At 66.8% G+C, this 24,882-nt stretch carries 25 protein-coding genes and 1 tRNA gene; 16 read left to right on the top strand and 10 right to left on the bottom strand.

Annotated elements, in window-relative coordinates; translation table 11 throughout:
• Positions 1-59 precede the first annotated feature (59 nt).
• From ACQR1I_RS21375 to ACQR1I_RS21385, 3 genes are all read left to right on the top strand, one after another.
• Positions 60-1,406 carry an amidase gene (locus ACQR1I_RS21375; RefSeq protein ID WP_434866514.1) on the top strand — a complete coding sequence of 449 codons (1,347 nt, stop codon included), beginning with the start codon at positions 60-62 and terminating at the stop codon, positions 1,404-1,406.
• Positions 1,407-1,492: 86 nt separating this feature from the next.
• Entirely contained in the window at positions 1,493-2,797 is a 1,305-nt protein-coding gene (pncB, locus tag ACQR1I_RS21380) for a nicotinate phosphoribosyltransferase (protein ID WP_434866515.1), read from the top strand.
• Positions 2,798-2,905: 108 nt separating this feature from the next.
• Positions 2,906-4,369: a caspase family protein gene (locus tag ACQR1I_RS21385; protein ID WP_434866516.1), complete on the top strand. Its 1,464-nt coding sequence runs from the start codon at positions 2,906-2,908 to the stop codon at positions 4,367-4,369.
• Between the two features lie 39 nt (positions 4,370-4,408).
• Here ACQR1I_RS21385 and ACQR1I_RS21390 read toward each other — a convergent pair.
• A tRNA-Gly gene (locus ACQR1I_RS21390) sits at positions 4,409-4,483 on the bottom strand.
• 286 nt (positions 4,484-4,769) lie between these two features.
• Here ACQR1I_RS21390 and trxA point away from each other — a divergent pair.
• A complete protein-coding gene (trxA, locus tag ACQR1I_RS21395; RefSeq protein ID WP_434866517.1) occupies positions 4,770-5,690 on the top strand; it encodes a thioredoxin in 921 nt (306 codons plus the stop codon).
• 60 nt (positions 5,691-5,750) lie between these two features.
• Positions 5,751-6,425 (top strand): LON peptidase substrate-binding domain-containing protein, encoded by a 675-nt coding sequence (locus tag ACQR1I_RS21400; protein ID WP_434866518.1) that lies wholly within the window; start codon positions 5,751-5,753, stop codon positions 6,423-6,425.
• On the opposite strand, the gene ACQR1I_RS21405 is transcribed toward ACQR1I_RS21400, so the two are convergent.
• The 3 genes from ACQR1I_RS21405 to ACQR1I_RS21415 form a co-directional block, all read right to left on the bottom strand.
• Complete coding sequence (locus ACQR1I_RS21405; protein WP_434866519.1) at positions 6,426-7,256, bottom strand: FTR1 family iron permease; 831 nt, start codon at positions 7,254-7,256, stop codon at positions 6,426-6,428.
• An 11-nt stretch (positions 7,257-7,267) separates the two neighbouring features.
• A complete protein-coding gene (locus tag ACQR1I_RS21410) occupies positions 7,268-7,615 on the bottom strand; it encodes a cupredoxin domain-containing protein (protein ID WP_434866520.1) in 348 nt (115 codons plus the stop codon).
• 365 nt (positions 7,616-7,980) lie between these two features.
• Positions 7,981-8,331, bottom strand: coding sequence for a hypothetical protein (locus ACQR1I_RS21415; RefSeq protein ID WP_434866521.1), 351 nt, complete (start codon positions 8,329-8,331; stop codon positions 7,981-7,983).
• An 87-nt stretch (positions 8,332-8,418) separates the two neighbouring features.
• Between ACQR1I_RS21415 and ACQR1I_RS21420 the strand changes: the two genes are divergently transcribed.
• Genes ACQR1I_RS21420 through ACQR1I_RS21430 form a run of 3 tightly spaced genes read left to right on the top strand, consistent with a single transcriptional unit; the run spans position 8,419 to position 10,148 of the window.
• Positions 8,419-8,961, top strand: a complete 543-nt coding sequence (locus tag ACQR1I_RS21420) for a TetR/AcrR family transcriptional regulator (RefSeq protein ID WP_434866522.1) — start codon at positions 8,419-8,421, stop codon at positions 8,959-8,961.
• Between the two features lie 56 nt (positions 8,962-9,017).
• The gene (locus ACQR1I_RS21425; RefSeq protein ID WP_434866523.1) at positions 9,018-9,215 is read left to right on the top strand and encodes a Trm112 family protein; all 198 of its coding nucleotides are present in this window, start codon (positions 9,018-9,020) and stop codon (positions 9,213-9,215) included.
• Positions 9,216-9,218: 3 nt separating this feature from the next.
• The gene (locus tag ACQR1I_RS21430; RefSeq protein WP_434866524.1) at positions 9,219-10,148 is read left to right on the top strand and encodes an alpha/beta hydrolase; all 930 of its coding nucleotides are present in this window, start codon (positions 9,219-9,221) and stop codon (positions 10,146-10,148) included.
• Positions 10,149-10,500: 352 nt separating this feature from the next.
• On the opposite strand, the gene ACQR1I_RS21435 is transcribed toward ACQR1I_RS21430, so the two are convergent.
• Entirely contained in the window at positions 10,501-11,721 is a 1,221-nt protein-coding gene (locus ACQR1I_RS21435) for a ubiquinone biosynthesis hydroxylase (RefSeq protein ID WP_434866525.1), read from the bottom strand.
• A 156-nt stretch (positions 11,722-11,877) separates the two neighbouring features.
• Here ACQR1I_RS21435 and tesB point away from each other — a divergent pair, with 156 nt between their 5' ends.
• Positions 11,878-12,753: an acyl-CoA thioesterase II gene (gene tesB / locus ACQR1I_RS21440; protein WP_434866526.1), complete on the top strand. Its 876-nt coding sequence runs from the start codon at positions 11,878-11,880 to the stop codon at positions 12,751-12,753.
• A 5-nt stretch (positions 12,754-12,758) separates the two neighbouring features.
• On the opposite strand, the gene ACQR1I_RS21445 is transcribed toward tesB, so the two are convergent.
• Entirely contained in the window at positions 12,759-13,640 is an 882-nt protein-coding gene (locus tag ACQR1I_RS21445) for a DUF4339 domain-containing protein (protein ID WP_434866527.1), read from the bottom strand.
• 207 nt (positions 13,641-13,847) lie between these two features.
• Here ACQR1I_RS21445 and ACQR1I_RS21450 point away from each other — a divergent pair, with 207 nt between their 5' ends.
• The 5 genes from ACQR1I_RS21450 (at position 13,848) to ACQR1I_RS21470 (ending at position 18,569) form a co-directional block, all read left to right on the top strand.
• Positions 13,848-14,186, top strand: coding sequence for a P-II family nitrogen regulator (locus ACQR1I_RS21450; RefSeq protein ID WP_434866528.1), 339 nt, complete (start codon positions 13,848-13,850; stop codon positions 14,184-14,186).
• Between the two features lie 84 nt (positions 14,187-14,270).
• Positions 14,271-15,581: an ammonium transporter gene (locus ACQR1I_RS21455; protein ID WP_434866529.1), complete on the top strand. Its 1,311-nt coding sequence runs from the start codon at positions 14,271-14,273 to the stop codon at positions 15,579-15,581.
• Positions 15,582-15,903: 322 nt separating this feature from the next.
• Positions 15,904-16,242 carry a P-II family nitrogen regulator gene (locus ACQR1I_RS21460; protein WP_008971557.1) on the top strand — a complete coding sequence of 113 codons (339 nt, stop codon included), beginning with the start codon at positions 15,904-15,906 and terminating at the stop codon, positions 16,240-16,242.
• A gap of 39 nt (positions 16,243-16,281) precedes the next feature.
• The gene (locus ACQR1I_RS21465; RefSeq protein WP_434866530.1) at positions 16,282-17,784 is read left to right on the top strand and encodes an ammonium transporter; all 1,503 of its coding nucleotides are present in this window, start codon (positions 16,282-16,284) and stop codon (positions 17,782-17,784) included.
• Positions 17,785-18,074: 290 nt separating this feature from the next.
• Complete coding sequence (locus ACQR1I_RS21470) at positions 18,075-18,569, top strand: DUF2059 domain-containing protein (protein WP_434866531.1); 495 nt, start codon at positions 18,075-18,077, stop codon at positions 18,567-18,569.
• A gap of 37 nt (positions 18,570-18,606) precedes the next feature.
• Here ACQR1I_RS21470 and ACQR1I_RS21475 read toward each other — a convergent pair whose 3' ends face one another.
• The 4 genes from ACQR1I_RS21475 to tsaD all read right to left on the bottom strand — a co-directional run bounded on the left by ACQR1I_RS21475 (position 18,607) and on the right by tsaD (position 22,615).
• Positions 18,607-19,026 (bottom strand): EVE domain-containing protein, encoded by a 420-nt coding sequence (locus ACQR1I_RS21475; protein WP_434866532.1) that lies wholly within the window; start codon positions 19,024-19,026, stop codon positions 18,607-18,609.
• A 131-nt stretch (positions 19,027-19,157) separates the two neighbouring features.
• Positions 19,158-20,264, bottom strand: coding sequence for an alpha/beta hydrolase (locus tag ACQR1I_RS21480; protein WP_434866533.1), 1,107 nt, complete (start codon positions 20,262-20,264; stop codon positions 19,158-19,160).
• A gap of 95 nt (positions 20,265-20,359) precedes the next feature.
• Positions 20,360-21,340 carry an NAD(P)H-dependent glycerol-3-phosphate dehydrogenase gene (locus ACQR1I_RS21485; protein WP_434866534.1) on the bottom strand — a complete coding sequence of 327 codons (981 nt, stop codon included), beginning with the start codon at positions 21,338-21,340 and terminating at the stop codon, positions 20,360-20,362.
• A 207-nt stretch (positions 21,341-21,547) separates the two neighbouring features.
• Entirely contained in the window at positions 21,548-22,615 is a 1,068-nt protein-coding gene (gene tsaD / locus ACQR1I_RS21490; protein ID WP_434866655.1) for a tRNA (adenosine(37)-N6)-threonylcarbamoyltransferase complex transferase subunit TsaD, read from the bottom strand.
• Positions 22,616-22,754: 139 nt separating this feature from the next.
• Between tsaD and ACQR1I_RS21495 the strand changes: the two genes are divergently transcribed.
• Entirely contained in the window at positions 22,755-23,492 is a 738-nt protein-coding gene (locus tag ACQR1I_RS21495) for a uroporphyrinogen-III synthase (protein WP_434866535.1), read from the top strand.
• A 51-nt stretch (positions 23,493-23,543) separates the two neighbouring features.
• Positions 23,544-24,866, top strand: coding sequence for a COG4223 family protein (locus ACQR1I_RS21500; protein ID WP_434866536.1), 1,323 nt, complete (start codon positions 23,544-23,546; stop codon positions 24,864-24,866).
• The last annotated feature ends 16 nt before the right edge of the window (positions 24,867-24,882 follow it).

A 24,882-nucleotide genomic window follows, 5' to 3' on the forward strand; every position in this document is an offset into this window, starting at 1 on the left:
GCGCGGAGGGCCGTGACGGTTCACCGCGCGACAACACGTCATGCCGACGGGGACCGTGGATGTCCGACCGTTGTTCTCTGCCCACGCCGAAAGCCGGTGCTGGCGTTGTCGAGCTGCTTCGGCAATTCGAGGCAGACCCCGCCGCAGCGGCGTCGTATGGTGAAGAGTGTCTGAAGAGAACGCGTGCGATCGAGCCGCAGCTCAAGGCATTCGAATATTTGCCGCGCGACGTGACCGCGAAGCGCGGTCCGCTCGGTGGAGTTCCCGTCGCCATCAAGGACATCATCGCGACGTCGGACATGCCGACGACCAACGGCTCGGCGATCTACCGCGACCATGTCCCCGACGCGGACGCCTGGGTGGTTGCGCGGCTGCGTGATCTCGGCGCGACGATCTTTGGCAAGACGGTCTCGACCGAGTTTGCCTGGCGCCATCCAGGTCCGACGGTGAACCCATGGAACCCGGCGCACACGCCGGGCGGCTCGTCGTCCGGCTCAGCCGCGGCTGTTGCAGCCGGCCTCGTGCCGCTGGCGCTGGGCACGCAGACCTTGGGCTCGGTGATCCGGCCCGCCGCCTTCAACGGCATCGTCGGATTCAAGCCGAGCTTCGGCGCCATCCCGCGCACAGGCGTGCATCCGCTCAGCCCGTCGCTCGACCATGTCGGCTTCTTTGCCCGCCGCGTCGACGATGTGGCGCTTGCACTTTCTCTGCTCGCCGGCTCAAGCGCGGATGATCTCCATGGCCGTCCGCTGCCGGCGTTCACGCTCGACGTCGCGCAGGGACTCGCGCCTCTCGCGAAGCCGCGGTTGGCGGCGGTGCGCTTCGCCAAATGGGAGCGCGTCGAGGCCGAGCAGAAGGCGGTGTTCGAAGCGGTCATCGACAGACTGCGCGCAAATGGCGCGGTGGTCGAGGAGATCGCGTTGACGGATCTCGACGCGGTCCATTGGGATGCGATCACCACGATCATGCTGAGCGAGGCGACGACGATCTTCTCGGACATGATCGCGCGCTACCCCGATCGCGTCAGCGACGTCATGAAGACGCATGTCGAGAGCGGGCGAACCAAGACCGCGATGGAATATCTGACCGCGAAGGCGGCGCAGGCGGCGCGGCAGAAGGCGCTGGCGGCGGACCTCGACGGCTTCGACGCCGTGCTCACCTTGCCCGCGTTCGGCGAGGCGCCGCGCGGTCTCGCCTGGACCGGTGACGCGGAATATTGTGCGCCCTGGACCTTCGTCGGAGCGCCGGCGGTCGCGCTGCCGGCCGGGTTCGGCAAGAACGGCTTGCCGCTGGGCGTGCAGGTCGCCGGCCCCTACCGCAACGACGTGCGGGTTCTCCGGGTCGCAAAATGGGTCGAGGCCAGCCTGGCGTTCGATCCCGGCCTGCCGCCGCTCGCCCGCCTTTAGTGCCGCAAAGCCTGCCGGTGCTCCGCAGGCATCCCCTGCGACAAAGCCCAGTGGCGGCTTTCGCGCCCGCGCTGTAAAACCATCATATGACAGTCACAGACATCGCGAGCAGAACCTACAATCACGGTTGGCGCCTCGATCCGATCGTGCGCAGCCTGCTCGACACCGATTTCTACAAGCTTCTGATGCTGCAGATGATTCGGGAGTTCTATCCGGATCAGAAGGTGACCTTCTCGGTCATCAACCGCACCAAGCGGGTACGGCTCGGCGATGTCATCGACGAGGGCGAGCTGCGTGCGCAGCTCGACCACGCCCGCACCATCCGCTTCACCAAGAAGGAGCTGATCTGGCTGGCGGGTAATACCTTCTACGGCAAGACCCACATGTTCTCGCCGGACTTCCTGGCCTGGCTCGGCAGTTTCCGGCTGCCCGAATACGAGCTGCGCAAATCGGACGGCCAGTACGAGCTGCATTTCCATGGGCCGTGGACCCACACCACGATGTGGGAGATCCCGGCGCTGGCGATCGTCAACGAGCTGCGCTCGCGCCAGGCCATGAAGGGCCAGGGCCGGTTTGCGCTGGACGTGCTGTTCGCCCGCGCCAAGGCCAAGCTGTGGGCCAAGGTGGAGCGGCTGCGCAAGCTGGAAGGGCTGCGGCTGTCCGATTTCGGCACCCGCCGCCGCCACGGCTTCCTGTGGCAGCGCTGGTGCGTCGAGGCCGTCAAGGAAGGCCTGGGCTCATCCTTCACCGGCACCTCGAACGTGTTGCTGGCGATGGACAACGATCTCGAGGCCATCGGCACCAATGCCCACGAGCTGCCGATGGTCGCGGCCGCGCTGGCCAAGGATGACGACGAGCTGCGCTTCGCGCCGTACCGGATTCTCGACCAGTGGCGGCAGACCTATGCCGGCAACCTCCTGATCGCGCTGCCCGACGCCTTCGGCACCAAGGCCTTCCTGCGCGATGCGCCGGACTGGGTCGCCGACTGGACCGGCTTCCGTCCCGACAGCGCGCCGCCGATCGAGGCTGGCGAGGAAATCATCGCCTGGTGGAAGTCGAAGGGCCGCGATCCCAAGCAGAAGCTGCTGGTGTTCTCCGATGCGATGGACGTCGAAGCGATCGAGCGCATCCACCATCGCTTCTCCGACCGGGTGCGGCTGTCGTTCGGCTGGGGCACCAACCTCACCAACGATTTCGTCGGCTGCTCGCCGGACGGCTCAGTCGATCTCGATCCGATCTCGCTGGTCTGCAAGGTGACCTCGGTCGACGGCCGCCCCGCGGTGAAGCTGTCCGACAATCCGGAGAAGGCGACCGGCGACCCCGCCGAGATCGCCCGCTATCTGCGCGTGTTCGGCGACGCTGGGCGCGTTCGCATGCCGGTGTTCGTGTGACAGGCTGAACATTCCTGACGTCATTCCGCGATTCCTGTTCCGGCTTTGTTCGAGTTGCGGTAAAATCAGCCCGCAAACACGGCAACCAGGTGGCAGGAGATTGTTGGCATGCGTGGGGTGAGCCGCCGAGTTAGGCAGCTTTTTTTTGCGGGCGTTGCCGTGGTCATGGCGGTCCTGGCGGGCGCCGGACCCGCTGCGGCCGACAAGCGCGTGGCGCTGGTGATCGGCAACTCCATCCACGAGCATGCGCCGCTGCTGGACGAGCCGGCCGCGGACGCCAAGCTGCTGGCCGAAACGCTGAGCCGCCTCGGCTTCACCCTGAGCGGTGGCGCTGCGCAGATCGACTTGACCAGGCAGGGCTTCGACCGCGCGCTCGCGGAGTTCAAGGGGCGCATCGCCGACGCCGACGTCGCGCTGATCTACTACGCCGGATATGGGCTCAACTTCGGCGGCAAGAACTATCTCGTCCCGGTGGACGCAGCTCCGGCGAAAGCGGCCGACGTCGAGGCTGAGCTGCGCGACCTCGCTTCGATGATGCGCGAGCTGGAAGCACCAGACAGCCGGCAGAACGTCGTGATCCTCGATGCCTTCCGGTCGAACCCCTTTGCAGCACGCGGCATTGCCGGGCTGTCGGCTGGCCTGGTGGCGACGAGTGTGCCCGCCAACACGCTTCTGTCCTTTTCGGCGCAACCGGCTTCGGCCGGTCAGCGCGGACCCTACGGTCATAGTGCCTTTGCAACGGCATTGGCCGAGGCATTCGCTTCACCAGATCGGGCTGGACTGATCGAGACGCTCAATCGGGCGGGGATTGCCGTCAAGCGCGCGACGGCCGGGAGCCAACAGCCGCTGCTGTTGGCCGCGCCGCTCGGCGGCAGCGAGGCCGTCGGGCCACCGCGCGCGAGCCCTGCTCCTGTTGTCGCCGAGGCGACGAACAAGGCTCCGACGAACCGGCCATCCGCGGGGCCGGCGCCAGCGAGCCCGCCGCCGTCCGCGCCAGCGGCGGCTCTCGACGCGCGGACACCCGGCCTCGCGGTGCTGTACGACGAGGATCCCGCCGATCCCAAGGGCAAGCGCTATGACGGCTCGGTGACGTGGCGGATGGACACCATCAAGAGCCCGCGATCGGGTCAGCCAGTGCCGGCCATCCGGGCCGAGATTGATATTCCAGATCGCAAGCTGAAGGTGAGCCTGGAGCTGCGCCGCAACGACGATCCCACCTTGCCGGCCAGCCATGTCGCCGATCTCACCTTCGTGCGCGCCTCCGATTTCGCCGGTGGCGGCATCAACAGCGTGCCGGGGATCCTGATGAAGACGAATGAGCAGGCGCGCGGCACGCCGCTGGCGGGGCTGGCCGTCAAGGTGACGGAAGGATCGTTCCTGGTCGGGCTCTCCAATGTCGACGCCGACCGTGCGCGCAACAACGAACTCCTCTCCGGGCGCGAATGGATCGACATTCCCCTCGTCTACACCAACCAGCGACGGGCCATTCTCGCCATCAGCAAAGGTCCGACTGGGGATCGCGTGTTCGCAGACGTGTTCGCGGCTTGGGACAAGTCCCAGCCGGTCCAATGAACCGTCGAAAGTAAAAAGGATATTTGCGGAGCGGCGATTTGGAGCGGGCGAAGGGGTTCGAACCCTCGACCCCGACCTTGGCAAGGTCGTGCTCTACCACTGAGCTACACCCGCATCCGTGACCACTGGGCGGCGCGGCCGCCAGCGACGGGCAGACCTATGCCAAAAGCCGCGGACGAATGCAACAGGTCTGCGACAGGTTTCGTCACGAGGCGGCCTTCAATTTTGGGTGTCGGCGCGGCCAAACCGGCCCGATTGGGCACACCGGCGGCCGCCACGATGAACCGATTGAAATTTCCCGGATGACCGCCACTTAAAGGGACGGAAACCGTGTATTGAGGCGCGGTGGCCGCCGGTTCCCGGCCGGCCGCCCAATCCAGCATTTTTGGACGAGGACCCCGTGACCATTGTTGAGCAGGGCGGCGGAGCGGCGCCACAGGTGCCGGATCTGATCAAGGACACCACGACGCAGACCTTCGTGAAGGACGTCATCGAGGAATCGAAGCGTCAGCCGGTCCTCATCGACTTCTGGGCCCCGTGGTGCGGGCCCTGCAAGCAGCTGACGCCGATCCTGGAGAAGGCCGTCAAGGCGGCCAAGGGGAAGGTCAAGCTGGTCAAGATGAACATCGACGACCATCCGGCGATCCCCGGCCAGATGGGCATCCAGTCGATTCCGGCCGTGATCGCCTTCGTCGGCGGGCGGCCGGCCGACGGCTTCATGGGCGCCGTTCCGGAAAGCCAGATCAACGCCTTCATCGAGAAGATCACCAAGGGCGTTCCCGGCGTCGGCGAGCCCGATATTGGCGAGATCCTGAAGGAAGCCGAGGCGGTGCTGGCGGAGGGCGACCCGGCGGGCGCTGCACAGATCTACGCCGAGGTGCTCTCGGTCGAGCCCGACAACATCGCCGCGCTGGCGGGCCTTGCCAAGTGCTACCTCGAGACCGGCGCGGTCGAGCAGGCCAAGGAGACGCTGGCACAGGTCCCCGAAGCCAAGCGCAGCGATTCCGCGGTCTCGGCGGTGCAGGCCGCCATAGACTTGGCCGAGCAGGCCCAGTCGCTCGGCCCCGTCGGCGAGCTCGAGCAGAAGGTCGCCGCTAATCCGCTCGACCATCAGGCGCGTTTCGACCTGGCGATCGCGCTCAACGCGGCGGGCAAGCGGATGGAAGCCACCGGCCATCTGCTCGAAATCGTGAAGCGGGATCGCAAATGGAACGAGGACGGCGCGCGCAAGCAGCTCGTACAGTTTTTCGAAGCTTGGGGCGGTGCTGACGAGGCCACCGTCGACGGCCGCAAGCGGCTGTCGACGATCCTGTTTTCATAAACGCAACTGGGCGAGGCGGCACGCTCCGACGGACCGGGTCTCGCGGACACGAGGTTTCGCATGCCGATCAATGCTGAATATCGCGGTCCCGCCGAGCTGCCGGAGATCATTCCGGTGTTTCCGCTGGCGGGCGCGCTGCTGCTGCCGCGCGGCCAAATGCCGCTCAACATTTTCGAGCCGCGTTATCTCGCGATGGTCGACGACGCTTTCCGCGACGGCCATCGCCTGATCGGCATGATCCAGCCCGACGTCACGCATTCCTCCAGCGAGGAGCGGCCGGTTCTGTTCAAGGTCGGCTGCGTCGGGCGAATCACCCAGCTCGCCGAGTCCGGCGACGGCCGCTACATCCTCGAGCTGACCGGCGTGTCGCGCTTCAAGGTCGTCGAGGAGATGACGGTGCTGACCGCCTATCGCCAGTGCAGGGTCGACTACTTCCCCTATGTCGACGACTTCACGGCACGCAAGGGCGAGGAGGCGGTCGACCGCGATGCGCTGCTCGCCGTGCTGACTGATTTCCTCAAGGCCAACAATCTCAAGGTGGATTGGGCCGGCATCGAAGCAGCCCCCAACGAAGCGCTCGTCAACGCGCTGGCGATGATGTCGCCTTATGGCCCGGCGGAAAAACAGGCGATGCTCGAGGCGCCCGACCTCAAGACCCGCGCCGAGATCCTCGTCGCCGTAACCGAGATGGATCTGGCCAAGAAGCGGACCTCGGGAGATCCGCCGCTGCAATGATCACTCGGCCGCGGCGATCCGCGGTGCCGAGGGCATGGTCGTCAGGCGCATCAGGCCGACAGTCGCCAGCACCACCGCAACATAGACGGTAAGCTGCATCGCCGTCGGCTGATCCGTGTAGCCGACCAGCGCCTTCAACGTCCGTCCCGCCAGCCCGTTCTCGGGCAGGACCGCGCTGGAGTCCCAGACCACGCGATCGAGCGAGGTCAGCCAATTGGCGCGCGCGAGAAAGAACACCGCCTGGGCCGCCATTCCGGCCGACAGCAGCGTGATCAGCACCGTCGTCGTCTTGAACAGCGCGCGCGGCGGAATCCGCATCAGCCCATAGCTGGTCGCCAGGCACACGGCGACGCCGAGCAGCAGGCCAAGGATCCCTCCCCCGAGCAGCGCGCCGCCCGAATCATCGGCCGAGGTGGCGACACCGTAGAGAAAAAGCGCCACCTCGCTGCCCTCGCGCAGTACCGCGATCGCAATCACGGCGGTCAGGGCGACCAGCGGCTTGGCTCCGGTGACGACGGCCTGCCCCGTGCTGCGCAGCTCATTGGCCATCTCGCGGCCATGGCGCGCCATCCACACATTGTGCCAGGTCAGCATGATCACGGCGGTTCCGAGAATGGCCGCGTTGAACAGCTCCTGTCCCATTCCCTCGAACAGCTGCGTCAACGCGCCGGCGAATGCCGCGACGATGCAGGCGCCGGCGAGCCCCGCCAGCAATCCGCCGCCGATCCAGCGCAGCCGATCCGGCACCGTGCTGGTGACGGCGAGCACGATGCCGACGATCAGGCCGGCTTCGAAGACTTCACGGAAGACGATGATCAGGGCGGCGAGCATGAGACTACGACCTATTCGACGTTGATGAAGCCGCGGGCTTTGTCATTGAAGTCGTTGTGAAACTCGTAACGTCCCGACTTCATCGCACGCAGATTGAGAACGGCCTCGCTGTTGGCCGCAACGACCTTCTCGATCTTGAGCGTCTCGCTCTCGAACTCCATCGCTTTGGCTTCCAGGTTCTTGACGCGGATGACCAGCGGCGCATCCGCCGGCACGGTCGGTTCCTTCGGCTCGAACTGTCCATTCGCGTAAGTCAGACAGATCTCGTTCCGCCCTTCGGCCTGGGCCTGCGCCGCCATCAGCAGCATGCCGAGGCTTCCCCCGACCACGACCCACTTGCGCACCATGTCGATCAACATCGATCAGCCCTCTCACATTCCAACAAGCAAATCTGAGAACTGGTACGCGATCGCATCGACATCGAGGTACCTGTTCGCGACGACGAACAGCTAAGCGGCCCGCCGCCACATCTGCAAAGAGACTCCTTCTAAGTTGGAAACATTCTCGGAGAATGTGTCGTGGCAGTGGCGACCGCTCGGCGGCCGAGCGTCCGTGCGGCACCGTTTCGTTACAACTTTCGTTCGCGCGCCACATCGGCGCCATGGAGCCCGCATTGCGAACGAACGGTGGCGGTTTGATCGCAGCTACGCGACAAGACAGGACAGACATCGGCCCGCCTCGCGGCGATTGCGTGCGCTGTCCGGGCCGAACCGTCCAGCGGCCGTCAGTAGCCCGCCGCAGCGAGCGCGACGACGCCCGCGAGCATGATCCAGCCGAAATGGCGCGCACGTGTCGCGATCGCGTTGGCGACCGCGGCGAAGCCGAACACGGCGACGAGCGTAACCACGATCCAATGCCGCGCCGTGTCGGAGTCGAAGGCAGGCGCCGCGGCCAGCAGCACCCCGCAGCCGATCCACGCCACCGTTCCCACCTGCCAGACCAGCCGGAGCAGCGTCCGCAATCGTTCCGGCGCGATGGTGGCGCGCTTGAACACGGACGTCTCGCCAAGGATGCCGTGGATCAGCGCGGCCGCGATCGCGAACAGCCCGGCGACTTGCAACAGGATATCCCGCATCTTCGTTCTCCATACACCTATGTATGGAAGATGCGCCCGACACTGGCGCGCGTCAATACATAAGTGTATGGTCCTGCAGGTGGCGACATGAACGAGCAACTTTCTGCGACGGATTGGCTGGACCAGGGCCTGAAAGTGCTGGCCAGCAAGGGATTCACGGCGCTCAAGGCCGAACCGATGGCCAAGGTCATGGGGGTCTCACGCGGCAGCTTCTATTGGCATTTCGCCGATGTCGCCGCGTTCCACGCCGAGCTGCTGAGGCATTGGCGCGAGGTCGCGGCCGAGCAGATCATCACTGGCGTCGAAGCGAGCACCGACGATGCGCCGGCCATTGCCGTCCTGCTGCGGCGGACCTTCTCGATCCGCCTCACGCTGGAACGCGCGGTGCGCAGCTGGGCAGCGTCCGACCCGGGCGCGCGCCAGGCCGTCCAGGCCATCGACCGACGCCGGCTTGGCTATGTCGAGAGCCTGCTCGCCGTTGCGGGCTTGCCGCCGGCCCTGGCGCAGGCGCGCGCGCAGGTGCTGTATTGGGCCTTTCTGGGCCACGCTTTGTCGGACCGGCCGCTTCCAGCGATGCAGCAGCAGGCTGTCATCGAGGAGCTGATCCGGATCGCGTTGCACGAGCCTTGAGTGAGGACAGCGCTGCTGTTGATGTGATAAGAGCCGCCCCGCTGGAGATCCATGCCATGAACGCCCCGCTCGAACGCCCCGCCAATTCCGTCGATCCCAAGCTGCTCGAAATCCTGGTGTGCCCGATGACCAAGGGCCCGCTGGAATATGATTCGGCCAGGCAGGAGCTGGTGTCGCGATCGGCGAAGCTCGCTTATCCGATCCGCGACGGCATTCCGATCATGCTGCCCGAGGAAGCCCGGAAGATCGACTGAGCGATGCGCGCCGCCGTCATCCGCTGCGCGCTGGTGCTGGCGCTCGCCGTTCTCACGACGGCGGCTTCGGCTGAGGAGAGCGCCGTGCGCGTCGGCGCGCTCGACGCCGTTCTGACCACCCCGTCAGGCGTCGAAAAACCTCCCGTCGCACTGCTGATCGCCGGGTCCGGATCGACGGACCGGGATGGCAATGGGCCGGAGCTGAAGCCGGCGACCTTGAAGAAGCTCGCCGAGCAGCTTGCGGCCCACGGCATTGCCAGCCTGCGATATGACAAGCGCGGCGCGCGCGGCTGGAAGGCAGAGTTCGGCAAGCCGGAGGACTTCCGCTTCAAGGACTATGTCGACGACGCCGCCGCGCTGGTCGACTTCCTGCGCGGCAGGTTCGCGCGCATCGTCCTGGTCGGCCACAGCGAGGGCGGCCTCGTCGCCATCCTCGCCGCCCGCCGCACGCCGGCCGACCGCCTCGTGCTGCTCGTCACCTCGGCGCGGCGGCAGGGGGATTTGCTCAAGGCGCAGCTTGAGAAGAAGCTGCCGGCCACGAAACTGGAGCCGGTCGCCAAGGCGATCGACGCGATCATGGCCGGGCAGATTGTCGATCCCGCCCCGCCGGAGCTGCCGATCGCGCCGAGCATGCAGCCCGGCATCGGCTCGGCCTTTGCCGAGGATCCGATCGACCCGCTGAAGCAGATCACGATCCCGATCCTGATCGTCGGCGGCGCCCGCGACCACCAGATCGCGCGGCTCGACATGGTGGCGCTCGCCGCCGCTGCGCCGGCCGCCAAGACGCTGTGGCTGCCGGACATGAACCACGTCCTGGTCGACGTCGCCAACGAGGACGAGAACCTCGCCTCCTACAACGAACCCGACCGCCCGCTCGATCCCGACATGATCGACGCCGTGGCCGGCTTCATCGCGGCCCCGAACCCGCGCTAGCAGGCGCCGCGATCTCGGTCTCGCCCTCCCCTGGAGGGCAGGGCCCTCGCATATGGAAATCTTAGCTGTCTCGGCGAACGATCCTGCGTGTCATCTTCTCCGTCATGCCCGGGCTTGTCCCGGGCATCCACGTGGTTCTCAGCATGCCGAACGACGTGGATGGCCGGGACAAGCCCGGCCATGACGACGTGGAGAGAAACGAGCCCCAAACTGAGATCGTCATATGCGATAGCCCTGCCCTGGAGGGGGAGGGTGATAGCAGGGCTGACCTCCTAGCTGCGCGCTGCGAAATCGGAAACGTGCGCGAGGCTACCACGAGGCGATTTCGCGGAAAGGAATCACGGACTAGCGCCTACAAGGCTTCGCCCTTCAGCAGCCGCGGCATCTGGCCGGTGAGGCCGGCGGCCTGCTTGATGAACAGCTCCTTCAACGGCGGCGCGCGGTCGACGATGCCGAGCCCGATATCGCGCACCGTGCGCAGCAGGGTCGATTTGTTGGAGAACAGGAAGTTCAGCGAATTGGTGGCGACGCCCATCGCCATCGTGTCGAAGCGGCGCCAGCGCTGATAGCTTTCCAGCACGTCGATCTGCCCCGGATCGGTTCCCATGCGTGCGGCATCGACGACGACCTCGGCCAGCGCCGCGACGTCCTTCAGCCCCATGTTGAGCCCTTGCCCGGCGATCGGATGGATCACGTGCGCGGCGTCGCCGACCAGCGCCAGCCGCGGCGCGATGAAGGAGCGCGCGACGAAATAGGACAGCGGAAACGCCTTGGGCTGATCGAGCACCTTCAGCTCGCCGAGATGCAGCCCCGCGCGCTTTTCCAGCTCGGCATGGAATTCATCCGCGCTGAGCGCCACCAAGCGCTGGGCTTCCCTGCGCCGCTCGGTCCACACCAGCGAGGAACGCCTGCCGGTGAGCGGCAGCATGGCGAACGGTCCCGGCGGCAGAAAATGCTCCTCGGCGCGGCCGCCATGGTCGCGCTCGTGACCGACGGTCACGACGATGCCGGACTGGTCGTAGTCCCAGCCATGGGTCTGGATGCCGGCGCGCTCGCGCAGCTTCGAGCGCGCGCCGTCGGCAGCCACCAGCAGGCTGGCTTCGCAGCTTGTGCCGTCCCCCAATGTCACGGCGACGGTGTCGCCGCGGGTCTCGAAGCCGGTCACCGGCACCGGCTTGAGCTCCACACCGGCGGCCTCGGCATGCTTGACCAGCGCATCGATCAGCAGCCGGTTCTCGACCATGTGGGCGAACGGCTCGCCGGCCTCGACCTGGCCCGCAAACGTCAGGAACGCCGGCCGCGTGGCGTCTTCCAGCTTGGAATCGGTGATGACCATGTCGAGGATCGGCTGCGCCTCCGGGGCGACGTCGGCCCAGACGCCGATCGCATCGAACAGCTTGCGGCAGGCAGCGACGATGGCCGAGGCGCGCGGGTCGCGGCTCGGACGGTTGGCGAGCGCGGGATCGGCCACGATGACCGGCACCTCGGGCCCAAGCCCCTGGCGCAGCGCCAGCGCCAGCGCCAGGCCGGCAAAGGCGCCGCCACAAATGACAATGCTTCGCTGTGTCGTCATGCCACTCTGCTCACGGTTACTCTTGCGGGTGGAGTATAGCTGGGCGAAACAGGGGCGGAAACCAAGGGGCTGCCACCCGAGACCGTCAATTCCGGATGCCTGATCCGGCCAGAATGGGGCCGCAGCAGCCGCCCGAGCCAGTGAAAGCACGACGCCATGTCCAAGGGACTGATCGACCTGATCTCGATCCTCGATCTGGAGCCGATCGAGGTGAACCTGTTCCGCGGCAACAGCCCCAAGACCAGCTGGCAGCGCGTGTTCGGCGGCCAGGTGATCGGCCAGGCTGTCATGGCGGCCTGCCGCACCGTCGAGGGCCGGCTGCCGCACTCGCTGCACTGCTATTTCATCCTGCCGGGCGACCCGCAGGTGCCGATCATCTACCAGGTCGAGCGTCTGCGCGACGGCAAGAGCTACGCGACCCGCCGCGTCACTGCGATCCAGCACGGCAACGCGATCTTCTCGATCATGGTGTCGTTCCATGGCGACGAGGAGAGTTCGTTCAATCACCAGGACAAGATGCCCGACGTGCCGCCGCCGGAGAAGCTGACGGCGGAGGAGATCTCGAAGCAGCCGATGTTTCAGGAGGTCTTCCAGCGGATGCCGGATTTCATCCGCCGCTACTACGAATCCGATCGTCCCATCGAATTGCGTCCGGTCGAACTCAGCCGCTATTTCGGCCAGAAGATCGACGATGGCCGCATTCACGTCTGGATCCGGACCGCGGCGAAGCTCCCGGACGATCCGGCGCTGCATTTGTGCGCGCTGGCCTATGCGTCGGACTTCTCGCTGCTCGACGCGGTCATGGCGCGCTATGGCCGGACCCTGTTCGACAAGCGCATGATGCCGGCCTCGCTCGATCACGCGATGTGGTTTCACCGGCCGTTCCGCGCCGACGAATGGCTGCTCTATGCGCAGGATTCGCCGAGCGCGCAGGGTGGCCGCGGGCTGACCCGCGGCTCGATCTTCAAGCCCGACGGCACGCTGGTCGCCTCCGTCGCGCAGGAGGGATCGATCCGCGAGCGCCGGACGTAGCCTGATCACACCGGCTGCGAGCCGCGCGGCACGACGGCGAACTGGGAGATGTACCAGGCGCTGTACCAGCGCAGCAGCCACGGGATCGGAATGATCAGCATGCTGCCCAGTCCGAACACGATCGAGCGCCAGAGCACTTCAAGGCCAGACCCGTTGAACACGACCTCGCGCCGCGTCCCCTGGATGTTGCGGCAGACCCAGCGCATCCAGGCGGTCAGCACCCAGGCCCAGCCGACGATGGTGATGCTGGACACGATCAGCAGCAGGTACCAGCCGGCATAGACGACGGGACTGCCTTCGAAATGGATCGGCAGCCGCTCGCCATTCGAGGCGAGGTTGCTCAGCAGCCAGCGCAGTACCATCCAGCCCAGGAATGCCGGGGCGACCAGGGAGATGAGATTGAGAATCGGCCGATCGCTGAGGCCGACATAGGCCAGCACGCCCATCGCGATGAAGACGTACCAGATGTCGAGCGGCTGACCGGTGAAGGTGAGGTTGGGCCGGCCAGGCACCTTCATCCGCTCGATCACATAGCGATACAGATAGACGGCGGTCCAGGGAGTGATGACGACCAGAAACTGGCCAACGAAATAGAGCAAGGTCCAGCCGAGATAGGTCCAGGTCTCCAGATCGGCCGAGAGCGCGCCGGCGGGGATGCCGCCGCCGCTCCTGCCGTCAAACGGTGGCGGTCCCCCCGGCGCGGTGCTCGGCACCCCGGACATCAGCCCGGGAATTCGGCCGGCCTTCTCCCAGCCGGCCATGCCGTCGCTCCACAGCAGCGTCTCGGCGGTCACGACGCCCCCGGCAATCAAGTCGCGCAACTCGTCTTCCGAAATGGGTCCCTGCTGCTGACCTTGGGCTGCGTAGTACCAGGAACGATTCGACATGGGAGGTCCTTGAATAAGGGAGGCAACAAGACGTCTTCCATCTGTCGGGCGATGGCGCGTTCCGTTCAGTGATATCCGTCACCCCCTGACGTTTTCGCTTAACGCTGCGCTGTTTTTGTGCCATTTGCCTAGGAACAGGCCACAACGGCCATCTCAAGCCTGCCTCCAAAACAGGCTGCTCCGACCTGAGGAAACCAAGGGCCGCCCATGAAGCTCGTCGTCGCGATCATCAAACCCTTCAAGCTCGACGAGGTGCGCCAAGCCCTCACCGCGATCGGCGTTCACGGCATGACCGTCACCGAGGTCAAGGGCTATGGCCGCCAGAAGGGCCATACCGAGATCTACCGCGGCGCCGAATACATCGTGAACTTCCTGCCCAAGCTGCGGATCGAGATCGCCGTCAACACCGAGATGGCCGACAAGGCGGTCGAGGTCATCACCACGCATGCGCGCACCGGCCAGATTGGCGACGGCAAGATCTTCGTCACACCGATCGATCATGCCCGGCGCATCCGCACCGGCGAAACCGACACCGACGCACTCTAGACGGCCACCACAGCTGCACGCCCGCCGCAACGGCGCGGCGGGCCGCACATCATCAATCTGAACTGACATGCCGGGGGGACTGTCATGGGGACCTGCGCGTCTCGTTGTCTGCGCGCGTCTGCGGCTTTCGCTGCAGCTTGCGTCATTGCCTTCACCACGCCAGCCAGCGCAGCTGCGGCATCGACCATCGATGCCGCCGACACCGCCTGGATGATCGTCGCCACCGCGCTGGTGCTGATGATGACCATCCCGGGGCTGGCGCTGTTCTACTCCGGCATGGTGCGCAAGAAGAACGTGCTGGCGACGATGGCGCAGAGCCTCGCCGCGGTCATGCTGATCTCGATCCTGTGGGTGGCGTTCGGCTATTCGCTGGCGTTCGTCGGCGACGGTGCCTGGATCGGCAGCCTCGATCGCGCCTTCCTGGCGGGCATGGGCATGGACAGCGTCCATCCGGGCGCCAAGACGATCCCGGAATCGCTGTTCATGCTCTACCAGATGACGTTCGCCATCATCACGGTGGCGCTGGTGGCTGGCTCGGTGGCCGATCGCATGCGCTTCTCGGCGTACCTGCTGTTCAGCGTCGGCTGGTTCATCTTCGTCTACGTGCCGCTGGCGCATTGGATCTGGGGCGGCGGCTTCCTCTCCCAGGCCGGGACCGTCGACTTCGCCGGCGGCCTGGTCGTGCATCTGTCCGCCGGCACCGCCGGGCTGGTCGCGGCGCTGGTGATGGGCCGGCGCCAGGGTTACGGCACCGAGAATCTGTCGCCGTTCGATCTGTCGCTGGCGGTGGTCGGTACCGGCCTGCTCTGGGTCGGCTGGTTCGGCTTCAACGGCGGCTCGGCGCTTGGGGCCAACGCGCATGCCGTGATGGCGATCCTGACCACGCATCTGGCGGCCTGCGCCGGCGCGATCACCTGGGGCGCGCTGGAATGGTCGACCCGGCGCAAGCCGTCGGTGCTCGGCATGATCTCGGGCGCGGTCGCGGGCCTCGGCACCATCACGCCGGCATCGGGCTTCGTCGCGCCGTGGCACGGCCTCGTCATCGGCGCGCTTGCCGGTATCATCTGCTATTGGGCCTGCACCTCGCTGAAGCAGCGCTTCCACTACGACGATTCGCTCGACGTGTTCGGCGTCCACGGCATCGGCGGCCTCACCGGCACGCTGCTGGCCGGCGTGTTCGCCACTGCAGCCATCGGCGGCACAGCCGGCCTGATCGAAGGTAACCCGAAGCAGCTCGTCGCCCAGCTCTATGGCGTCGCCGTCACCCTGGTGTGGACCGGCGGGGTCACCTGGGGGCTGCTCAAGCTGGTCAGCGCCTTCGTACCGCTGCGGGTGTCCCGCGAGCACGAGCTGGAGGGGCTCGACATCTCCCAGCACGGCGAGGCGCTGCAGTAATTGGCGCCAATTGATCTGTTCTGAGTCGACCAATGCTGCCCGCGCAGTGAGCAGCATTGTGTCTTGAGCCTGACATGCGCAGATTTTGCGCACGTCTGCCCATTCGCTAGGCGCGACCGAATAGCGCAGCCCCCTCCTCCCCCCTGGATAGCCAAAAAGGTCAGCGTTCACGGCTCGTTAGCCCTGACCGGCCGTCTGGCACGGCATTTGATTCTACGCCCCCGGCTGTGCCCGCGTCGTGAAGCTCTCTCCGCGTGGTGAACCTCAGTCGACAGGAAGCGCTCGGCATCGTCCGTGCCGAGCCCAAGCGGGGATAGGACCCATGAAAATTGTTATGGCGATCATCAAGCCATTCAAGCTGGAAGAAGTCCGGGACGCCCTGACCGCCATCGGCGTTCATGGTCTCACGGTCACCGAAGTGAAGGGATACGGCCGACAGAAGGGCCACACGGAAATCTACCGTGGCGCCGAATATGCGGTGAGCTTCCTGCCCAAGATCAAGATCGAGGTCGCGATCCCCTCCGACCAGGTCGACAAGACCATCGACGCGATCTCCTCGGCCGCCAAGACCGGCCAGATCGGCGACGGCAAGATCTTCGTCATCAGCCTCGAGCACGCCGTGCGCATCCGCACCGGCGAAGCGGACGCTGCGGCCCTCTGATTTCGCGCTCAAACCAGAACACTTACGGAGTACTATGAAATGACGTTCAAACGTCCAACCAGCGCGGCATGGGTTACGCTCGCGATCGCCGGGCTCTGCGTCGCAGGCCTCGCCGATGTGGCGTTCGCCGAGGATGCGCCGGCCGCCGCGGCTGCTGCCGCCCCCGTGCCCAACAAGGGCGACGTCGCCTGGATGCTCGTCTCCAGCGCGCTCGTGCTGATGATGTCGATCCCCGGCCTCGCGCTGTTCTACGGCGGTCTGGTACGCACCAAGAACATGGCCTCGGTCCTGACCCAGGTGTTCGCGATCGTCGCGATGGTCGGCGTGATCTGGACCCTCTACGGCTACTCGATGGCCTTCACCGACGGCGGCAGCATGACCTCGTGGGTCGGCGGCTTCGGCAAGGCCTTCCTGAAGGGTGTCGACGCCAACTCCACCGTTCCGACCTTCTCGAACGGCGTCGTGATTCCGGAGCTCGCCTATTTCGTGTTCCAGATGACCTTCGCAATGATCACTCCGGCCCTGATCGTCGGCGCCTTTGCCGAGCGCATCAAGTTCTCGGCGGTGATGCTGTTCATCCTGCTCTGGGTGACCTTCATCTACTTCCCGATCGCGCACTGGGTCTGGTACATCGCCGCGCCGGATGACGTTGCTGCTGCTGCGAAGGCTCTCGCTGCTGCCACCGACGCCGCCGCCAAGACTGCCGCACAGGCCAAGCTCGACGAAGTCACCGGCGCTGTCGGCTGGCTCGCCGGTGCCGGCGCCCTCGACTTCGCGGGCGGCACCGTGGTGCACATCAACGCTGGCATCGCGGGCCTGGTCGGCGCCGTGGTGATCGGCAAGCGCACCGGCTACGGCAAGGAACTGATGGCTCCGCACTCGCTGACCATGACCATGATCGGCGCCGCGCTGCTGTGGGTCGGCTGGTTCGGCTTCAATGCCGGCTCCAACCTGGAATCGAACGGCGTCACCGCGCTGGCCTTCGTCAACACCATGGTCGCCACCGCCGGTGCGGCGCTGTCCTGGCTGCTGTGCGAATGGGCCGTCAAGGGCAAGCCCTCGCTGCTCGGCATCTGCTCGGGTGCGGTCGCCGGCCTCGTCGCCGTCACGCCGGCCTCTGGCTATGCCGGCCCGATCGGCGCGCTGGTGCTCGGCCTGATCGTCTCCCCGGTCTGCCTGTTCTTCGTCTCCACGGTGAAGAACGCGCTCGGCTATGACGACGCGCTGGACGTGTTCGGCGTGCACTGCGTCGGCGGCATCATCGGCGCTCTCGCCACCGGCATCCTGGTCAACCCGGCCCTCGGCGGCGTCGGCATCACCGACTACACCAACATCACCGGCAACAACGCGGGCACCTACGAGTTCGGCACGCAGATGCTGGCTCAGGCCAAGGCCGTCCTCGCCACGCTGGCTTGGTCGGGCATCGGCTCGGCGATCCTCTACAAGGTCGTCGACGTGATCATCGGCCTGCGCCCGACCGTCGAGCAGGAGCGCGAGGGTCTCGACATCACCGACCACGGCGAGCGCGCCTACAACTACTGAGTTCTCCCGGGACTTGGTCGTAAGCGACCAGGTCCGCAACTTCGGTTCGGGCAAATACCCGGCAATGCCCTGACCGTTGAGGGGCTCCAGCGCAAGCTGGGGCCCCTTTCTTTTTTTGGGAGTTGCTTTGCGGACCGATCGGTAGGCCAGATCACGCGCCAACCGACAGGTGCCGTCCTTGCATTCCGCGATCTGGATCGATCCATGCAACCGAAACGTGCAGTTACGGAAGGGCGGTGCAACGGTAGAATGAATCGCGGCGACATGACGGTCGTCACGGGGGGATCTAGATGAAGCGCTACTTTTTCGTTGCCTTGACGATGCTGTTGTCGGCCATCACCGCACCGACGGCGAGGGCACAGACCGCGTCACCGGAGGCTCTCGCCGCAGCGAAAGAGCTGATCGTCGTCATGCACTTGAATGACCAGATCGCGGCGATGTTGCCCAACATGATGAAGAACCTGAAGCCGACGATCGTGCAGGGCCGCGCCGAGGTGGCGATTGAATACGATGCGCTGACGCCCAGATTCCTCCAGGCGTTCCAAGGCAGGATGTCCGAGTTCTCGGACGCGGTCGCACTGGTCTACGCCCGGAATTTCTCGGCGGAGGATCTCAGGACCATGGCCGAGTTCTACAAGACGCCGACCGGGCAACGCGCCCTGCAGAAGCTCGTCACCGTGACGCAGGAATCGACCATCGTCGGTCAGAAATTCGGACAGTCCGTCGGTGAGGAGATCAGCAAGCAGATGGTCGAGGAGCTGCGCAAGAAAGGGCTGAAGCTCTGATCGACATCACGATCCGAGACCATGGGTCGTGATGCCGTCAGCCTGATACCCCGCCGAGCTTGCAGATGTGCTTCCATTCCTCCGGCGTCACCGGCTGCACTGACAGTCGTGACTGTTTTACGAGCGCCATCTCGGCCAGCTTGGGATCGGCCTTGATCGCGGCCAGTGTCACCGGAGTCTTGAACGGCTTGTGCGCCTTGATGTCGACGCAGACGAACTTGGCGGTCTTGTCGGTCGGGTCGGGATAGGCTTCCTTGATGATCTCGGCGATGCCGACGATCTCCTTGCCCTCGTTGGAATGGTAGTAGAAGGCGAGCTCGCCCTTCTTCATCGCCACCAGATTCTGCCGCGCCGTGTAGTTGCGCACCCCGGTCCAGGCTTCACCCTTGGCGCCCTTTGCCACCTGCTGGTCCCAGGACCACACCGAGGGTTCGGATTTGACCAGCCAGTAGCTCATGGAGCGGGATTTCCTTTGCGGCTCGGACACGTCGTCCAGCGATGTTCGACGCGGCGGATGAAAGAAGACGTGGCTGGCCGGGTCAAGCCCGGCCATGCCGAATCCTGTTGGGAGCCCAACGGAGCCGAGCGCTACTCTTCGAGATGGCGGTCGAAGAACCTGGCGATGTCGGTGAACGCCTCCTTGGTCTCCGGCGCATTGACGTTGAACTGATATTGCGCGTGCGACTGGCCCTCATAGACGTTGAGGTCGGCGACGACACCGGCGCGGCGCAGCTTGCGATGCGTCCGCACGGTGTTGCTCAGGAACAGATCGCGCGTGCCGGAGGTCAGGATCGTCGGCGGAAAGCCCTTGAAGTCGCCATAGATCGGCGAGATCTGCGGGTCCTTCAGGCTGGTGCCGTTGGCATAGAGCTTGGCGGCGCGGCCGAGCCAGCCGTCCCAGGTCACCAGCACGTTGTCGAGCCACTCGTTGCCGGCGTAGCTGTCGCCAATCTTGTCGATGTCCGCCCACGGCGTGCCCGGCGCGATCGCCGCCGGCCTTGGCAGCTTCTCGGCCTTGGCCCTGAGCACCATGGCGAGCGTCATCGCGCCGCCGGTCGAGGTGCCGAAGATCGCCATGCGGCTGGCATCGTTGGTCTTGACCAGCGCCTTCCACACCGCGATCGCATCGTCCATCGCGGCCGGATACGGGAAGTCCGGCGGCATGCGGTAGTCGACCGAGATCACCTTGAAGCCGCCGAAGCCGGCCATCAGGATCGCCTCCGGCAGCGCCGCCTCGCCCGGGCCGAACACGTAGCCGCCGCCATGGACGTGCACCAGCAGCCGGCGGCGGTTGTCCGCCGGGATCTTGTTCGGCGTGACGATGAAACAGTGCACGCCGGCGATCTTCGTCTCCTCGACCTTGACGCCGAGCTTCTCCTTCAGCGCGGGAAGGCCTGCGATCGCCAGCTTGGCGCGACGGTCTATCAGCTCCTTCCATTCCGCCGGGGTCTTTGGATCGGCGTTGAAATGCGGCGGATAGGGCGCGCCGATCATCGCCTGCATTTCCGGGCTGACCTCGTCGGACGGATTGCGGATCGCCTTGACCGGCGCGACCCGCTTGCCGTTCTCGGCATTGGCGGCGGCTTCGCTCTTGGCGAGTTCGTCGTAGCTGGTCGCGGTCTGGGCGTGCGACGGAGTGGTGGCGGCCAGCAAGGCGAGGCTCGCCGACACCAAAGCAAGGTGCGATCTGCGCATGGGGTTTCCTCGGGCGGATTGTTTCTTCGTTGATCGACCGGACTTCGCCGGATCACGCCCAGGCTAATACAGCCTCTCGTTGCCGTGAAGACCGCCTACTCCTCCGCCTTGAACGGGCGCATCATCAGCGCCTCGATCGCGGCGTCGATCGTCACAGCGCCGGAGAGGATCGCGGCCACCGCCCGGGCCACCGGCATTTCGACGCCGCGCGACGCGGCGAGCTCGACCAGCACGGGCGCCGTGTATTGGCCTTCCGCGAGCTTGCCCGCCGGCAGCGGCTCGCCGCGGCCGAGCGCGAGGCCGGCAGCAAAGTTGCGCGATTGCGGACCGGCGCAGGACAGGATCAGATCGCCCAGGCCGGACAGACCGGTGAGCGTCTCGCCCCGGGCGCCGAACGCGCGGCCGAGCCTGACAAGCTCGGCGAAGCCGCGCGTGGTCAGCGCCGCCAGCGCCGAGGCGCCGAGATTGCGCCCGGCGACGATGCCCGCCGCGATCGCCAGCACGTTCTTGGCAGCGCCGCCGATCTCGACGCCGCGCACGTCGGTCGAGTGATAGGGCCGGAAGGTCGAGGAGCCCAGCGCCTGCACCAGGTCGGCCGCGACCGGCTCGTCGGGCGCGGCCAGCGTGACCGCGGTGGGCAGGCCGCGCGCGACGTCGTCGGCGAAGCTCGGGCCGGACAGGATTGCAGGCGTGGCGCTCGGCGCCGCCTCGGCAATCACCTCGGTCATGAATTTGTGGGTGCCGTGCTCGATGCCCTTGGCGCACGCGACCAGCGGCGTGCCCGGCGCCAGCAGCGGCCCCAGATGCATGACGACGCCGCGCAGATGCTGCGCGGGGACCACGATCAGCACGGCATCGGCACGCGCGGCCTGGGCGAGATCGGCGGTCACGGCGATGCTGTCGGCGAGCGGAATGCCGGGCAACCGCGGGTTCTCCCGCGCAGCGGCGATGCGCGCCGCGTGATCGGCAGCGCGCGCGTACAGCGTGACGTCCCGGCCGGCGCGCGCCGCGACGGCAGCGAGCGCGGTGCCCCAGGCGCCGGCGCCAATGATGGAAATGGTCTGGAAACGAGTCATCCGCGGCAATCACCGCTGCACTCCCTCTCCCCGTCCTTGCGGGGAGAGGGTTGGGGTGAGGGGCAACCACGCGCACCGACCGCGCCGAGAGCCCCCCTCACCCGGATTGCATCTGGCGATGCAATCCGGCCTCTCCCCGCGCGCGGGAAGAGGCTGAAGATTGCCCCGCTCGCGAGCGAAGCATGGAGAGACGATCTGGCCACGTGCTCAAAACCCCGCACGCGTATTCGCGAACTTCGCCGCCACGTTGGCATTGGCATCCAACAGCCAGCGCGCGCGGGGGGCGGCGTCCATGCCGTCGACCATGCCGAGGGCAAGCCGCTCCGCGCCGGCCCAGGCGATCATCGCGCCATTGTCGGTGCACAGCGCCGGCGGCGGCATGATCAGGCGGGTGCCGGCGGCTTGCGCGACGTCGTCTAGCGCGGCGCGGATCGCCTGGTTGGCAGCGACGCCGCCAGCCGCGACCAGCGCCGTCGGCGCACCGAAGCGCTGCTTGAACAGCTCGAGCCCGACTCGCAGACGGTCGGCAGTCGAGTCCAGCACCGCGGCCTGGAAGCTGGCGCAGAGATCCGCTGTGTCCTGCTCGCTCACGCTTTCCAGCCGGCCGATCTCGTTGCGCACGGCCGTCTTGAGTCCGGATAGCGAGAAATTGGCGTCGCTGCGGCCCTGCATCGGGCGAGGAAATGCGAAGCGCCTGGCATCGCCGTGGCGGGCTGCCTGCTCGACCTGCGGCCCGCCGGGATAGGGCAGGCCGAGCATCTTCGCGACCTTGTCGAACGCCTCGCCCATGGCATCGTCGACCGTGGTGCCGAGCCTGACATAGTCACCGACGCCAACGACGGCGACGATCTGGGTGTGGCCGCCCGAAGCGAGGAACAGGCAATAGGGGAAGTCGATTGCATCGGTGAGGCGCGGCGTCAGCGCGTGCGCCTCGAGATGATTGACCGCGATCAGCGGCGTGTCGTGCACCAGGGCGATCGCCTTCGCCGTGGTGAGGCCGACGATGACGCCGCCGATCAGGCCCGGACCCGCAGCGGCGGCGACGCCCGACAGCGCGGCGTAGTCGATGCCGGCCTCGCGCATCGCAGTGTCGATCAGGTGATCGAGCATGTCGACATGGGCGCGCGCGGCGATCTCGGGAACCACGCCGCCATAGATCGCATGCTCGTCGGTCTGCGAGCGCACGATGTTGGAGAGGATGCGGCCCTTGCCATCCGGATCACGTGCAACCACCGCGGCAGCGGTCTCGTCGCAGGTGGTTTCGATGCCGAGCACCAGCGTTGTCGTATCGTTACCCAATCTCAACCCTTCGGCTATTATGAGAGCGCGATACCGCCTAACACCACGAGGTCGCCAGGTGCAATCGTCCGTCCGTTGCGACCCGGCCGCTCCGTATTCGACGGGAGCATAGCACATGGCCGTGCTGGTGACCCGTCCCGCTCCCGACAATGAACGGACTGCGATCGCCTTGCGGGCGCGCGGCATCGACGCGCTGCTGGCGCCGATGCTGCGCTTCGAGCCGGTCGCCCTGCCCGCCGATGTCGCCAGCGACGTGGCTGCCGTCATCGTGACGTCGGCCAATGCGGTGCGCGCCGCGGCCCCGCAGCTCGCCGGTTCCACGCTGCTGGCGCGGCCGCTGTTCGCGGTCGGCGATCACACCGCGTCCGCGGCGCGCGCAGCCGGCTTCACTCAGGTCATCTCCGCCGCCAGCGACGCGGCGGCGCTCCGCGAGCTCGTCGCCGACCGCGTGCCACGGCCGCGTAACGGCGGCAGGCCGACGCTGCTGTATCTCGCCGGCGCGGACATCTCGCGCGATCTCGCCTCCGAGCTGGCCGAGCGCGGCTTCAACATGGTCACCCAGACCGTCTATCGCATGGCGGAGGTCACGGCGCTGCCGCGCGAGGTTTGCGACGCATTCGCGGCGAACGGGATCGCGGCGGTGCTGCATTACTCGCGGCGAAGTGCCGCGGCGTTCGTGGCGGCGATCCGGGCCGACGGTGTCGAAATCTCGGCCCTGGCGGTGCCGCATTGCTGCATGTCGGCGAACGTCGCCGAGGTGTTGCGCGAGGCCGGGGCGACGCAGGTCACAATCGCGGCGCATCCGGATGAAAACGACATGCTGGAAGGGCTGGCTCGTGCGTTGCGATCGTGAATGGCGTAAGACGGCCTGCCTCATCTTGCCTCAGCCAGGGAACCCCTAACCATGGTCGATGAACCCGACACCGCTGCGCCGGCCTCCGAGACCGGGCGGCCGAAACGGCCACCGCCGACCATCGACCTCGAGCCGACCTCGCGCGAGGAGCGCCCTTCTGCCGCCGAGAGCGCGGCCGAGCGTCCCACGGCATCGCCCTGGTCGGCGCCCGCCGAGGCGGTGGCCGAGGGATCGTCGGGCACGGCCAGCCAATCGCATCCGCATGGCGCCGCTGACGCCGAGCCGGAATTGGCGCCGAAGGAGACGGACGCGGAGACCGTCGCCGCGGCCGAGCCGCCGCGCGCCGAGCTTCCGCCGCCCCCGCCACCGCGTCCGGTGTCGCCCTGGATCATCGCGCCGTTCTCCGGCGCGGCCGCCGCAGCCCTGGTGATCGGCGTCGGCTCGATGCTGGGCTGGCCTCAGGTCACACCGCCCTCGGCGGTGTCGCCGGAGGCAGCCGCGGTCGACGCGCTCTCCAGCCGCATCACCACGCTGGAGCAGCGCATCGGCAAGCCGGATGCCGCCATGGCCGGCCGCATCGACGCGGTCGACAAGGCGATCGCGGCCGTGCGCGGCGACGTCGGCGCGTTGCGCAGCCAGAGTGACAAGACGATCGCGGCGCTGAACGACGTCAAGGCGCAGCCGCGCGACGGGGCGGCGCCACAGCCCGCGCCGGAACCGGTCGATCTGTCCGGCCTGACCGCGCGCATCGACGCGCTGGAGCGCACAGCCAAGAGCCAGAGCGCGGCGCTGGCGCAGGAGAGCCGCAAGATCACCGAGGCGGCTGCGGCGGCCGAGGCGGCCAAATCGGCCGACGATGCGCCGCTGCGCCGCGTGGTCGCCGCCACGTTGCTCGACGTCGCCGTGCGCCATGGCGATCCCTATGGCGCGGCTCTGTCGACCGCGAAATCGCTGGCCGGAGATGCCGCCGCGCTGAAGCCGCTGGAGACGTTCGCCGCGTCGGGCGTGCCGAGCCCCGCCGCGCTCAGCCGCGATCTCCTGACCATCGTGCCGAAGCTGACGCCTCCGGCGCCGGAGGGCACCACGGGGACCTCGATCGTCGACAAGCTCTCCGCCGGCGCCGCTCGGCTGGTGAAGGTCGAGCGCACCGATGGCGCCGGCACCGACCGCGGCGCAGCCGTCGCGCGGATCACCTCGGCGGCGCTGCGCAACGACGTCGCCGAGGCGCGCCGCGAGCTCAAGGCCATGTCGCCCGAGGACCGCGCCCCCGCCAATGACTGGCTCGCCAAGGCCGATGCGCGCGATGCCGCGTTGTCGACCGCCCGCAAATTCGCCGACGACGCGATGACCGCGCTCGCCAAACCCGCGCAATAGGACGCCCAAGGACGCA

It is taken from the genome of Bradyrhizobium sp. HKCCYLS2038, from assembly GCF_051167655.1.
Lineage (GTDB): Bacteria > Pseudomonadota > Alphaproteobacteria > Rhizobiales > Xanthobacteraceae > Bradyrhizobium.